Raw genomic sequence first — 12,396 nt, 5'->3', positions numbered from 1 at the left:
ATAGACCTAGGTCACGTCCCGTTCCTTCAAACGCGGGAATTTCCAGCAGCGATGAAAAGATTATTAGATGAGCACTTCCGACAAGGCCGCCGTTGAGGGCGGATCCCAGACCCTGGGCCGAGGGCTTCACGCACTGACCCTGATCGGCGAATCGCCGCAGCCGCTGAGCGTTGCAGAACTTGCAGCGCAGCTGGGAATCCACCGCTCCATGGCCTACCGGTTGGTGAAGACCTTTGAGCAGTACGGGTTCGTTGAGCGCACCGCCTCCGGGGAACTTGAGCTCGGCGCACGCCTGGGGGCCCTGGCCCGCAACGTAGCCCAGTCGCTGCAGTCCGCCGCGGCCCCGGCGCTGGCGGCGATCTCCGACGAGCTGTTGATGACCGCCCTGCTGGTCGTATTCGACGGGGAGGAAGCAGTCACCCTGAGCACCGCCGAACCCCGTGCGGCCGACGCCACCGTGGCACAGCGCCCGGGTACCCGCCACCCCATCGACAACGGGGCGCCAGGTCGCGCGATCCGTTCCCAGCTGCACCCGGATCAGTACCCCGCCAAGGACTTCGAGTACAGCCACGACGAGGTCATCCCCGGACTGACTTCCATTGCCGTGCCGCTGCTGCTGCCACAAAGCAAGCCTGCCGCGATCGCGGTGATTTACCCGCCGCGCGAGGTGGATGAGTCCCGGGTGGTCGCGGTGCTGCACAAGGCGTCGGCCGGAATTTCCACCGCACTGGGTGTCAGGCTCTAGGCGGTGCAGGCCTCGTTGGAGCACCCCGCATCGCGCGGCAGATAGGTTTCGGTACCTTCGACCTTTTCCCACACAATGTGGCGGTGCTGGCCGCAGCGCTGACAGGATGGTGCCAGGTACGTCGCACGTTCTTCCATGGTGTATGCCCGAAAATCGCCCATTTCAACCTCCCATAGTTCATGCTTGGCCCCGAGGAATCCGACGACGGGGCCAGTGCGGTTCACTCACTCTACGCGCAGAAACCTACCCCGGCTAGGGATTGCCTCAGCAAGTTATCCACAGTGCCGGGAGCAGAATTTTCGGTAAGGTGCCAGACTGGGGCCAGCAGCCTCCACCACCAACCAAAACCCAGCCTCAGCCCTGCAAGGAAGGCATCATGAGCACCCCTGAAACCAAGCTCAACCGTTTGAAGGAACGCATCGCCCTGTTGCTGAACAAGGCGGAGAATACGCCGTACCCGCACGAGGCGCAGGCATTTCAGGAGCATGCCGAGCGACTCATGGTCCGCTACGGAATCGGCAAGGCTGAGCTGGATGCCCTGGGCGCGCAGCAGGGCAAGAAGCAGGAGCCGGTGATCGAGGTGCACTTCGATATCCGCGGCAGCTATCGGCTGGGCCAGCGCGACGGGCTCAGCGCCATCGGCCACGCATTCCCAACCATCACCATGTTGCAGACCAACTATTCGAACTACTGCCGGCTGTATATCATCGGCCACGAATCAGATGTTGCCACCGTCAGAACGCTGTTTTCCTCGCTGCTGGTGCAGGCGGGCAGCGCGATGAGCCAGTGGTGGGATACGGAAGGCAAGCTCTGGACTTGGCAGCACAGCGACTCGGAAAAGCGGATCGAACGCAGGGAGTTCCAGCGCAGCTTCCTCTTCCAGGTCGCGTCGCGCATCAAGAACCTCTATGCGCAGGAAACCACGCAGTCGGGCACCGGAACGGAGCTGGTCCTGGTCGGCCGCAAGGAACAGGTGGATGACTTTGTCTCCGAGCAGTATCCGTTCCTGCGCCGCAGCCGCAACCGCACCGCCAGCGGCAGCGCGGGGGCGATGCTGGCTGGACGGGTCGCCGGCAACCGGGCGCACTTGGGCTTTGAGAAGCGTCTCAACTCCGGTGGGACCGCCGCCGGCGAGGTTGCCAGTTAGTGGATTTCGATGCGGTGTTCGTCTTCGACGTAGCGCGGACGGCCTGCCATCATGCCGGTGATGGTCTGCAGCACGATGAGGGAACCCAGCAGCCAGATCGACGGGGTCCATGACTGCGTCACCTCATGCAGCGCACCCACGGCGAAGGGCCCGGGGATGGCCAAGAGGTAGCCCACCGACTGCCCAAAGGCCGAGAGCTTGGCGACGCCGGCGGCGGTGCGGGACTTCAGGCCGATCATGGTCAGTGCCAGCGGGAAGTTCGATCCGCAGACGCCCAGCAAGACGGCCCAGAGGTAGGCGCCCTGGACGGGGATCGTGAGCATGCCGGCGATGGCGATGAGTCCCGCGACGCCGTTGATGATGACCAGCGGACCCTGATGCGGGAAGCGCGAGGCCAGCGACGGCATCACGAAGGCCAACGGCACGCCGACGCCCATGATGATGGCCAGCAGCACGCCGGCCGAGGCCGGGTTCACGCCGAGGTCGGTGAAGATCTTCGGGGCCCAGCCCATGAAGATGTAGGCCACCGAGGCCTGCATTCCAAAGAAGATCGCGACCCACCAGGCGGTGGCGTTCTTGGACATCGGACCCACGGGAGTCTGGGTCGATGCCTCCTGCTTCAGCCCCGCGTTCTTCGCCGCGATCTGCGATCGCAGCCCAAGGAACACGATGAGCCAGACGACCAATGCCACCAGGGCTGGAATGCCCCAGACGGCCAGGCCCACACGCCAGTTGCCGCCCAGCGCCTCGTTCACCGGCACCGCGACCCCGGCAACCACCGCGGCGCCCAGGGAGATCGATGTCGTGTAGGCGCCGGTGACCAGTCCCAGCTTGTGCGGGAACCAGCGGTTCACGAGCACCGGCATCAGCACATTGCCGATGGCGATGCCGGCCAAGGCCAAGGCGGTGCAGAGCAAGAAGGTCCAGGTTTCCGGGGCGATGGACCGCAGCAGGATGCCCACCAGGATGGCACCCATGGCGCCCATGACCACAAGCTCTGGTCCGCGCTTACCCGCCAGCTTGGGAGCCAGGGGCCCGAGCAGTGCAAAGCACAGCGGTGGGACGCCGGTGATGATTCCCGCGATGAACCCGTTCATCTGCAGACCTTGGATCGCCGGGTCCAGCAAAGCACCCAGCGAGGTCACCGCAGGTCTCAGGTTCAAGGCGGCCAGGACGATGGCGATCACCAACAGAACGCTGAAGGTGCGGGATACAGGAGGGCGGCTCTTCGAAGAATCTAACATGGTATACCAATTCTAATAGCCTAGCTCTATAACGTCGAACCTAAGTGACGAAGCTTAAAGACAGTTCACAGGTCCAAGACGACCAGCACCAGGGCGCAGCAGGCCAGAACCACAATGGCCAGGCTCATCGTCAGCACCGAAGCAACGTTCGCCGGAACCCGCTCGGCATGCAGCCCGTGGGCCATGAAGCGATAGCGCCTCACCTGGGTGAGGTAGATGAGAAGGCCCACGAAGATTCCAAGCCCTGTCGGAATCAGCACTCCTTGGCCGTAGTGCGGCAGCCAACGCATCAGGACCACCGAAACCACGAGAAAAGACAAAAGGGTCCGCCCCCAGGACAGCACCGTCCGCTCGGGCTGCAGTCCCGGGTCGGCGATGGGAATCTGCCTCTTGCCCAAGCTAAAGGTCCTGCAGAATCATTAGGAAGACCACCAGCGCCCCCGCCACCGCGGCCCCGCTGAGCAGCGGAACGATCCCCGGCAGCGGCAGCGGCTTTCCGGTGCGCATGCTTCGCTCCACTCGGATCCAGCGAATACCTGCGCCCAGGGCAATCAGGGCGCCCACGGCGATGACCACCACCGAGAGCACCGTGCGCAGCGGCGTCGGAAAGGCGCTGGCGGTGAAGGCCTCGATCGCAATGCCGCCGCCCAGGAAGGCCAGCGACGTACGGATCCAAGCCAGAAAGGTGCGCTCATTGGCCAGCGTAAATCGGGGGTCGGGCTCGCTGCCCTCGCCCAATACGCGACGGGCAAATCCACCCCGCTCGTGTTCTTCCATTTCAATCCTTGCCATGGGTCGCAAAATCTCACCTGTTCCCCAGCCTAGGTTCAAGGGAACCAGCCGGGCAACGGCCGCCGGATTACAGGCTGCGCGGTGGGAACTTCTTGTACTTGACGTAGTGGTTGACCGCGTTGAGCAGCAGATACACCCGGCGGCGCGGATTCTTCTCCGGGGCGAACTTCAACGGGTTGGACACCTTGCCTGACTTGAGCAGCATCGCAGCCTTGCGCCCGGTATCGCTGTCCAGGAAGCGGCGCAGCAGGTGGTGCGGCAGCACGGTAAAAAGCTGTTCGCGGCTCAGCTGCAGCACTCCGGCATCGGTGGGCACCACGGCACTGGTTTCAACGCTGTCGGCATCGAACTGCGGCCCGAGGAACTCGGTGACATAGAAGCGGGCAGGATTCACCCCGGCGGCGGTGAGGTAGAAATGGTTGCGGCCTAGGCGCGGGTTGATCTCGAAGAACTTGATCTGCCCGTCGCGGTGGTCGTATTTGGCATCGATCATGGCAATGCCGCGCCAGCCCAGCTCCTGCAGCATGCGTGCACCGTCGGCCGCCATTTGGTCGTTGCGGCCGGTGACGATGGCCGCCGAGTTGCCCAGCACCAGCGGCGCGTGCTCCTCGATGACCACCTCGCCGTAGCCGGCGAAGATGACCTTGCGTTCATTGGTGGCGAAGTAGGTGCACAGGCGCATGGCATCGTCGCCGCCGGGCACATACTCCTGCAGGATGTAGCCGGAGCTGTAGCCCGCGCCGTCGATCTTCGCCATCAGCTCCGCCAGCTGGCCGAAGTTCTCGATGGTGTGGATCTTCTGCTTGCCCTCGAACTTCGCTGCGATCCAGTCCCCCGAGCTCGACGGCTTGCCGATCAGCGGGAAGGTCAGCTCGCCCGCCAGCTGCGACAGCACGTCGCCCGGATGGTAGACGGCGGTGCGCGGGTGGGCGATGCCCAGGCTCTCGGCGAGCGCATAGAAGTTTTCCTTCAGCGCCGCCGCCTCGATGACCTCAAGCTCCGGGTACGGGATGACATAGTGCTCTTCAAGCGCCGCACGGTGCTTGGCAATGAGCATGATGTGGAAGTCCAGCGAGCCGAAGAGCATCAGCGGGCGCCGTGTCGAGTCGAGCTCCCGCGCCAGGTCGATCAGCGCGGCGACGACCCTGGACTCGTCGGCCATGGAGCCGATGGGGCGCAGGTCGATGGCCACGGAATGTTCGATGACCCCGTTGCCGGCGGCGGGAAGCACCACCGAGCGCACCTGGTAGGCCTCGAAGAATTCACGGGCCAGGGTGTAGGTGCCGATGTCTCCGCCCAGGATGACCGGGACGAAGCGCTGCTGTGGATCAATTGCCATGGGTGTGCGGCTCCTACTTCTTGCGCCAGTTCATGTACTTTTCAAAGGCCCAGGCCAGGGGCTTGTTCAACGCCAGGTCCCATTCGCCGTTGGTCTGCACGATGTCGCAGCCGGTGTTGGTCTTGAACTTGGTCAGGCCGGACAGGTGGTGTTCCTTATCCAGGGTGGCGCTCACGCCGCCCTGGTCGAGGTAGCGGCAGCCTGCCTGAATGGAGTCGGCGACCATGTGCTGCATGATGGCCTTCGGCGCGAAGAGCTTGCGCTGTTCGGAGGAGGAGGCGCCGTAGAGGTACCAGGCGAGGTTCGAGGAGCGGATCACGATGGACGCGGCCAGATCCGTTCCTTCGTTGCTGGCGATGTACAGGGTGCAGGAGCCCGGCACCGCGGCGTTGAGCACTGTATGCATCTTCTCGAAGTAGCTCAGCGGACGGCCGGTGAATTCCTGGCGGTCTGCGGTGTGGTTGTACAGGGCGTGGAAGCGCGCCATGTCTTCAACCTGACCGACCTCCACCTTCAGGGTGCTCTTCAGCGCCTTGCGGGTTTCGTTGCGCGTGGTTGCGGAGTAGCTGGCCATGACCTGCTCGATGTCCAGCTGCTGGCCGGACTCGTCCTGCAGGGCCACGCGGGCCACGTATTCCGGCTGTCCGGCAGCGAAGTCCAGACCCACGTCTTCCTTGGTGAAGCCCAGCTGGGTCAGCGCGTCGTTCAGCGCCAGTGCGGGGGAAGACTCGTTGAGCACCTCAAGGTCCGAGAGCTTCTCAAAGCCCTCCTTGCCCAGATTCTTGCGCACGGCGGCGGCGCCCCAGGTGCGCACCGTCAACCCCGGGCCCATCTTCAGCGTGAAGGCTCCGCGGTTTTTCAGGTAGGCAGCCAGCGGCGTCAGCACCGCCTGCGGTTCGAAGGCCGAGAAGTCGATCACGGGACCGTCGGGAATATAGGCGAGGGTCTTTTTGATCACCGGTGCACTGCGGTGCAGCACCAGCGCGGCGCCCACCAGCTTGTCGCCGTCGAACCAGCCCAGGGATTCGCCGCGCCACCCGCCCTTGACCGCGGCCCACTCCGGCCGCTGCAGGAAGCTGACGTCTTGGGCGCTCGCAAGGAAGGCTGAGTGTTCGGTGCTTGAAATCGGACGCACGTGCAGTTCATTGTGGCTCACGGTTGAAATCCTATCGTGTCCGGCCTGAGAAACCCGTGATTAAAATACCCCCTAGGGGTACTTGACAGGATACCCCCTAGGGGTATGATCGAAGTATGGACACGAACCCAGCACACGATGCGCAGGAACACCATCACGGCTACCACGCCGATAAGGCCGCGCTCCAGCGGCGCCTGAGCCGCATTGAGGGCCAGGTTCGCGGGGTGGCCAAGATGGTCGACGACGACAAGTACTGCATCGACATCCTGACCCAGATCTCCGCGATCAACGCGGCGTTGCACAAGGTCAGCGTCCAGTTGGTCGAAGACCACATCGGGCACTGCGTGGTTGACGCAGCACAGAAGTCCCTTGAAACCGGTGACGAGTCCTACGTCAATGACAAGATCACCGAGGCCACCGCGGCAATCTCGCGCCTCGTGCGCTGAACGCGCCCACCGACCCTATCGCCCACCCATCACCACTACTCGAAAGAGAGCAAAATCATGAGCCAGAACTGCGGATGCGGATGCTCCTCCAACAACGCCGATGAGGCAAATGACCTGCTGCAGATCATTCCGCGCCCCGAGGCAACCCCGGTTCAGACCCAGACCGAGGTAAAGATTTCGGGCATGACCTGCGGACACTGCGTGGCTTCGGTCACCGAAGAGCTCAAGGAAATCGCCGGCGTCGAAAACGTCGACGTCATCCTGAACGCTTCGGGCGTTTCCACCGCCACCGTCAGCTCCTTGACCGCCCTGAGCGAAGAGAGCATCCGAAACGCCATCGACGAAGCGGGCTACACCGTCGAGGCAATCAACGCCTAGCCGCAACGCGCCGGGCACCTAGCCGCCACCCCAGGGCGGCAGAAAAGTGCAAAGGTAACCCATCATGACTTCCGAAACCCACCAGGATCCCACCCCGGACCTGCGTACCGTAGACCTTGACATCCAGGGCATGACCTGCGCTTCCTGCGTCAACCGCGTGGAACGCAAACTGGGCAAACTGCCCGGTGTCAGCGCCATGGTCAACCTGCCGCTGGAGAGCGCCAAGGTCCAGGTTCCGGCAGACGTCACCAACGAACAGCTGATCCAGACGGTTGCAGCCGCAGGCTACTCGGCCAATGTGAAGGCCCCGGCCCATCCGGCGGCGCACACCAGCCACGAACACCACGGCGGCCGCGAAGATCAGCACGAAACCATGTCTCACGAGGATGAACACGGCTCGCACGGCGGCCACGACCACCTGGTTCCCAGCCACCTACTGCGCCGCCTGATCATCTCCGCGATCTTCACCGTCCCGCTGTTCATCATCTCCATGGTGCCAGCCGCCCAGTTCCCCAACTGGGGCTGGGTGGCCTTCGCCCTAGCCACCCCCGTGGTGCTCTACGGGGCCTGGCCCTTCCACAAGGCAGCTGCCATCAACGCCCGGCACTTCGCCTCCACCATGGACACGCTGGTCTCCATCGGCGTGCTGGCCGCCTACCTGTTCTCCGCGGTGCAGCTGATCCTCGATCCGTCGATGACCGCCCACACCGGAATGAAGATGAGCGAGCACGAGCTCTACTTCGAAACCGCCGGCGTGGTGGCAACGCTGCTGCTGCTCGGCCGCTACCTCGAACACCGCGCCAAATCTTCGGCCAGCGACGCACTGAAGTCGCTGCTGAACCTGGGCGCCAAGGACGCCGTGGTGCTGCGCGACGGCGCCGAGGTGAAGATCCGGGCCGATCAGGTCCAGGTGGGCGATCAGTTCGTGGTCCGCCCGGGTGAAAAGATCGCCACCGACGGCGTGGTCGTCTCCGGCGCCAGCGCCATCGACACCTCGCTGATCACCGGCGAATCTGTCCCACAGAAGGCGGGCGAGGGCGACGAGGTCACCGGAGCCACGCTGAACGCCTCCGGACGACTGGTCATCCGCGCCACCCGCGTGGGCGCCGACACCACCCTGGCCCAGATGGGCCGGCTGGTTTCCGAGGCGCAGTCGGGCAAGGCGCCGATCGCCCGCCTAGCGGACAGGATCTCCGCGGTCTTCGTCCCGATCGTCTTGGGCATCGCGGTGCTCACCTTCCTGGCCTGGTGGCTGGGTACCGGCGACATCTATGCAGCCTTCACCGCCGCGGTCGCCGTGCTGGTCATCGCCTGCCCCTGCGCCCTCGGTCTGGCAACGCCCATCGGGCTGCTGGTGGGCACCGGCCGCGGCGCCCAGCTGGGCATCCTGATCCGCGGACCGCAGGTGCTGGAAGATACCCGCAAATTGGACACCATCGTGCTGGATAAGACCGGCACCGTCACCACCGGCGTGATGACCCACCTGGGCACCACTGCCCTGAAGGGCGTCGACCCGGACCAGGTGCTGAGGCTGGCAGGCTCCGTGGAGCACCACTCCGAGCACCCGATCGCCCAGGCCATCGCCAAGGCCGCGGCAGACCGGGGCGAGCTGGCCCAGGTCTCCGGCTTCGATTCGGATCCCGGCGGCGGCGTGCTCGGCATGGTCGAGGGCCGCAAGGTGGTCGTCGGCCGGGCCAGCTGGCTCGCCGCCCAGGGCACCGAGTTGGACCAGCAGGCCCGCACCATGCTCGCCGACGCAGAGTCCGAGGGTGCCACGGCGATCCTGGTCTCGGTGGACGGAGCGTTCCAGGCGGTGATCAGCGTCGCGGATAAGATCAAGGATTCCAGCGCCGCGGCCATTGCCGAACTGCAGCAGCGCGGACTGCGCGTGGTGCTGCTGACCGGCGATAACCAGTCGGTGGCGGCCAAGGTCGCCGCGCAGGTGGGCATCGCCTCCGAGGACGTGTTCGCCGGGGTCTTCCCCGCGGACAAGGCCAAGGCAATCACCGCCCTGCAGGAGCAAGGACGCGTGGTGGCCATGGTCGGCGACGGCGTGAACGACGCCCCGGCCCTGGCCCAGGCGGACCTGGGCATCGCCATGGGTTCGGGCACCGACGTGGCCATCGAGGCGGCCGACATCACCCTGATGGGGAACGACCTGCACCAGGTCACCGCCGCCATCGACCTGTCCGCCAAGACGCTGTCAACCATCAAGATGAACCTGTTCTGGGCCTTCGCCTACAACACCGCGGGCATCCCGATCGCGGCCCTGGGGCTGCTGAACCCGATGATCGCCGGCGGCGCCATGGCCGCCAGCTCGGTGCTGGTGGTACTCAACTCGCTGCGCCTGCGCCGCTTCGGCAGGTAGCTGGCGCATCACCTCCAGGGGCCCGCGCCCCGGTCTTCTCCGACCGGGGCGCGGGCCCCTGGGGTTTGCGGTGATGCGTCGGCATTCGAGGTGGAATCGTGGCAGACGACAACGACATCACTCGGCGCCAGATTTCTCTCCCCTTTGAGCCACTCAGGCACATCCTCAGGCGGATACCTACTTCTGCCAAGAAACCGGGTAGCAGCCTGAGTAGCACCTGACATCCCTATGCCGCTGTCCTCTCCAATGTCATGATGAGCCTAGAAAAATGGGGCTTTGCAAGGGGAATATTCAGTGACCAACACCGGACCGCGGCCAAGACCAGACATGGGCCAGCAATTGGATCAGTTGCCCGATTGGCAGCTCGGCGACGATGCGTTGCGGGTTGCCTATCGATTTGAGTCTTCGGCGACTGCACTCGAATTCATTGCCACAGTAGGATTGGAGGCCGAGAAAATTAATCATCATCCAGACATGATCTGGCGTCGCGAGACCGTACAGGTGGAGATCGTTTTCAGCAGTCTGAAGAAGGTAGCAGACCAAGATCTCCAACTGGCGGCGCGCATCGGTTCGAGCGCCGACGCGGTGGACGGCATCCCGATCGATCTTGAGTAGCACTACTTTTCTTGCTCACCGCCTCAGGCTTGAGCTGCGCGGCCTGAACCTTGCCCTGCGCAAAATGGGCCCCGATGACTCGCGGTCTTCCATGCGTTCGATCAGTAGATCCAATGCGTCCGCGCACACCTCGTCGGGGTTCAGTTGAATGGCGCTGATCGCCGGACGGCTGAATCGTGCAGCCTCCGAATCGGAGCCGGTGGCCACCAGAAGATCGCCCGGCACCCCGATGCCCTGGTCCACGGCGGCGCTGACCAGGCCGACCGCGTGGCGCGCAGTCATTGCGTAGACCGCATCAATCGATCCCTGCGCCCAGACCTGGTCGAAGAGCTTGACAGCTCCGGCGACTCCCGCTGATTCATCAAGGACATGAACCCGCGGCTCGATTCCCTGCCCGACACACCACGCCCTATAGGCCCGTTCGCTGCCCACGTTCCACGAGTTCTCGCTGGTTCCACGCAGTATTGCTGGGCGTTCTGCGCCCTGTCGGCGAAAGTGCTCCATCACCTGCAGGCAGCTTTCCTCGTCATCCTCCGAAGCCCACGAGGTGAATTGCCCGCGCCCCGGGTCGCTGCCGATGCAGGCGTAGGGGATCTGCCGGTTGCCCAGCATCTCGATCACGGGGTCGTTGCGCTGCGGAGAGACGATGATGTAGCCGTCCAGCGCGAGCGAAATGGCTGGAATGTTCGGCCCGGTCAAATCCGGCAACACCATCGGGGCCAACCCGCGCTGCAGTGCCAGCGAGCTGAGCGTGCTGATGGTCCGGTCGAACGCGTCAGACCGCGTGCGAGGGCATCCGCCTGGTAGCCGATCCGTTCCGCGGTGCCGATAATGTGCTCGCGCGTTTGGTCGCTCAGCGTCCCCTTGCCGTTCAGGGCAAATGACACGGCGGTTATGGAGACGTTCGCTGCCTTCGCCACGTCGTGAATCGTGGTCTTTTTAGCCCTCGCCATTACCTTCGATCAACCTTTATCCCTAGTCACCAGCCACATTGTTAAAATTTGGCCCGACGCGTTGTATAAAACGTTTTATGTCCTTAATGTGTAACACAGCTTACAACCCCTCTCCGAATCCAGCTTGGATTGCGGCGACCAGCTGAGGAACACCGTGCATTTACATTCGCTACACACCACTACGCTCGATCCCGCCGAACGCGGCACGATCATCGCATCGACCTTCGGCCCCTTCATCACCCGAAACATCGATGACTACCTAAAGCATTTTGCAAGCCTGAACATCCCAGCCGACACGGTGCGCGGCATTGCGCTCCACAGCCAGCAGGAGCTGAAAAAGTGGGACGAACCACTGGCCCTGGAGCTGGAGGCCCAGGCGGCTGAGCTGGACATCGAGCTGTGGAGGCTGGCCGCGCTAAACGCGCGCACCGAAGTCCTCGCGGCGGCACCGCCAAGCAAGGAAGGCGAATGCTCCACGGCAGTTTTCGTCCCGGCACAGGGCGCGCCTGCCACCTTCCAGACCTGGGATTGGCATCCGCACCTCGCCGCCGACGGACTGCTGCACGAACTGGTCTGCCGCGACGGCCGCAGCGTGAAGCTCTTCACCGAGTTCGGCATCAACGGAAAGATCGGTGTGAACTCGCACGGGCTGGGAGTCCACTTTAACATCCTTGCCCACGCTCAGGACAATACCAGCGGCGGCGTCCCGGTCCATTCGATCGCGCGCTCGGTGCTTGAACGCGCCAGCAGCATCGACCAGGCCGTCGAGCTCACCGAGGGCGTCACCGTCAGCGCCTCCACGGTGCTCACCGTCATCCAGGGCGGCGAGCACCCCGAGGTGGCGAGCATCGAGTTCAGCCCCAGCGGCCGCCGCATCGTCAACCGAACCATCTCGGGGTGGGCGCTGCACACCAACCACTTCCTCGACGCGCAGCTCTTTGCCGGGGATGTCATGCCGGCAGACTCCACCACCGCCGAACGCTACGCCTACCTGGACGAGCGGACGGCCGGAGCCGAGCCCGGCTCCACCCAAGAGGTCATCGACATCCTTGCCAGCCCAGAGGGTCAGGCCCCGGTGCTGTGCATGGCCCCGGAGGCGGGAAAGCCTGCCACAGAACAGTGGGAGACCCTGCTAAGCGTCGGCATCGACACCGAAAACATTGCACTGCACTACCTCAATGGCAATCCAGATTCGGCCGCCCGCACCGGGCTGAAGATCTTCTAGCCCTCAAGG

General features: G+C 64.1%; 15 protein-coding genes. 7 read left to right on the top strand and 8 right to left on the bottom strand.

All coding sequences use genetic code 11. The annotated features are described in order from the left end of the window. Positions 1 to 67: 67 nt before the first annotated feature. Entirely contained in the window at positions 68 to 745 is a 678-nt protein-coding gene (locus RUH64_RS01235; RefSeq protein ID WP_313810690.1) for a helix-turn-helix domain-containing protein, read from the top strand. Here RUH64_RS01235 and RUH64_RS01230 read toward each other — a convergent pair. Further along, positions 742 to 906, bottom strand: a complete 165-nt coding sequence (locus tag RUH64_RS01230; RefSeq protein ID WP_313810689.1) for a hypothetical protein — start codon at positions 904 to 906, stop codon at positions 742 to 744. The genes RUH64_RS01235 and RUH64_RS01230 overlap by 4 nt on opposite strands. 215 nt (positions 907 to 1,121) lie before the next feature. On the opposite strand from RUH64_RS01230, the gene RUH64_RS01225 reads away from it, so the two are divergent. Next, positions 1,122 to 1,892 (top strand): DUF2786 domain-containing protein, encoded by a 771-nt coding sequence (locus RUH64_RS01225; protein WP_313810688.1) that lies wholly within the window; start codon positions 1,122 to 1,124, stop codon positions 1,890 to 1,892. Here RUH64_RS01225 and RUH64_RS01220 read toward each other — a convergent pair. The 5 genes from RUH64_RS01220 to RUH64_RS01200 form a co-directional block, all read right to left on the bottom strand. Beyond that, positions 1,889 to 3,136, bottom strand: a complete 1,248-nt coding sequence (locus RUH64_RS01220) for an MFS transporter (RefSeq protein WP_313810687.1) — start codon at positions 3,134 to 3,136, stop codon at positions 1,889 to 1,891. The genes RUH64_RS01225 and RUH64_RS01220 overlap by 4 nt on opposite strands. A gap of 65 nt (positions 3,137 to 3,201) precedes the next feature. Further along, positions 3,202 to 3,534 carry a DUF202 domain-containing protein gene (locus tag RUH64_RS01215; RefSeq protein WP_313810686.1) on the bottom strand — a complete coding sequence of 111 codons (333 nt, stop codon included), beginning with the start codon at positions 3,532 to 3,534 and terminating at the stop codon, positions 3,202 to 3,204. A 1-nt stretch (position 3,535) separates the two neighbouring features. Beyond that, a complete protein-coding gene (locus RUH64_RS01210) occupies positions 3,536 to 3,913 on the bottom strand; it encodes a DUF202 domain-containing protein (RefSeq protein WP_313810685.1) in 378 nt (125 codons plus the stop codon). Positions 3,914 to 3,995: 82 nt separating this feature from the next. Further along, complete coding sequence (locus RUH64_RS01205) at positions 3,996 to 5,267, bottom strand: carbamoyl-phosphate synthase (protein ID WP_313810683.1); 1,272 nt, start codon at positions 5,265 to 5,267, stop codon at positions 3,996 to 3,998. Between the two features lie 13 nt (positions 5,268 to 5,280). Beyond that, entirely contained in the window at positions 5,281 to 6,423 is a 1,143-nt protein-coding gene (locus tag RUH64_RS01200; protein WP_313810681.1) for a peptidoglycan bridge formation glycyltransferase FemA/FemB family protein, read from the bottom strand. Positions 6,424 to 6,518: 95 nt separating this feature from the next. Between RUH64_RS01200 and RUH64_RS01195 the strand changes: the two genes are divergently transcribed. The 4 genes from RUH64_RS01195 to RUH64_RS01180 all read left to right on the top strand — a co-directional run bounded on the left by RUH64_RS01195 (position 6,519) and on the right by RUH64_RS01180 (position 10,209). Continuing rightward, on the top strand, positions 6,519 to 6,848 hold the full coding sequence (locus RUH64_RS01195; RefSeq protein WP_313810679.1) for a metal-sensitive transcriptional regulator: 330 nt from the start codon (positions 6,519 to 6,521) through the stop codon (positions 6,846 to 6,848). A gap of 57 nt (positions 6,849 to 6,905) precedes the next feature. Next, the gene (locus RUH64_RS01190; RefSeq protein WP_313810677.1) at positions 6,906 to 7,226 is read left to right on the top strand and encodes a heavy-metal-associated domain-containing protein; all 321 of its coding nucleotides are present in this window, start codon (positions 6,906 to 6,908) and stop codon (positions 7,224 to 7,226) included. Between the two features lie 64 nt (positions 7,227 to 7,290). Further along, positions 7,291 to 9,594, top strand: a complete 2,304-nt coding sequence (locus RUH64_RS01185) for a heavy metal translocating P-type ATPase (RefSeq protein WP_313810675.1) — start codon at positions 7,291 to 7,293, stop codon at positions 9,592 to 9,594. 294 nt (positions 9,595 to 9,888) lie between these two features. Next, a complete protein-coding gene (locus RUH64_RS01180; protein ID WP_313810674.1) occupies positions 9,889 to 10,209 on the top strand; it encodes a 4a-hydroxytetrahydrobiopterin dehydratase in 321 nt (106 codons plus the stop codon). 15 nt (positions 10,210 to 10,224) lie between these two features. On the opposite strand, the gene RUH64_RS01175 is transcribed toward RUH64_RS01180, so the two are convergent. Continuing rightward, complete coding sequence (locus RUH64_RS01175) at positions 10,225 to 10,923, bottom strand: substrate-binding domain-containing protein (RefSeq protein ID WP_313810672.1); 699 nt, start codon at positions 10,921 to 10,923, stop codon at positions 10,225 to 10,227. Next, positions 10,905 to 11,162, bottom strand: a complete 258-nt coding sequence (locus tag RUH64_RS16870) for a LacI family DNA-binding transcriptional regulator (RefSeq protein WP_396275966.1) — start codon at positions 11,160 to 11,162, stop codon at positions 10,905 to 10,907. The genes RUH64_RS01175 and RUH64_RS16870 overlap by 19 nt, the downstream gene beginning before the upstream one ends. Before the next feature lie 154 nt (positions 11,163 to 11,316). Here RUH64_RS16870 and RUH64_RS01170 point away from each other — a divergent pair, with 154 nt between their 5' ends. Continuing rightward, positions 11,317 to 12,387, top strand: coding sequence for a C45 family peptidase (locus RUH64_RS01170; RefSeq protein WP_313810670.1), 1,071 nt, complete (start codon positions 11,317 to 11,319; stop codon positions 12,385 to 12,387). Positions 12,388 to 12,396 lie beyond the last annotated feature (9 nt).

This window comes from Glutamicibacter sp. (genome assembly GCF_032154645.1).
Taxonomy (GTDB): Bacteria; Actinomycetota; Actinomycetes; order Actinomycetales; family Micrococcaceae; genus Glutamicibacter.
This window is presented reverse-complemented; position numbering and strand designations above follow the sequence as displayed.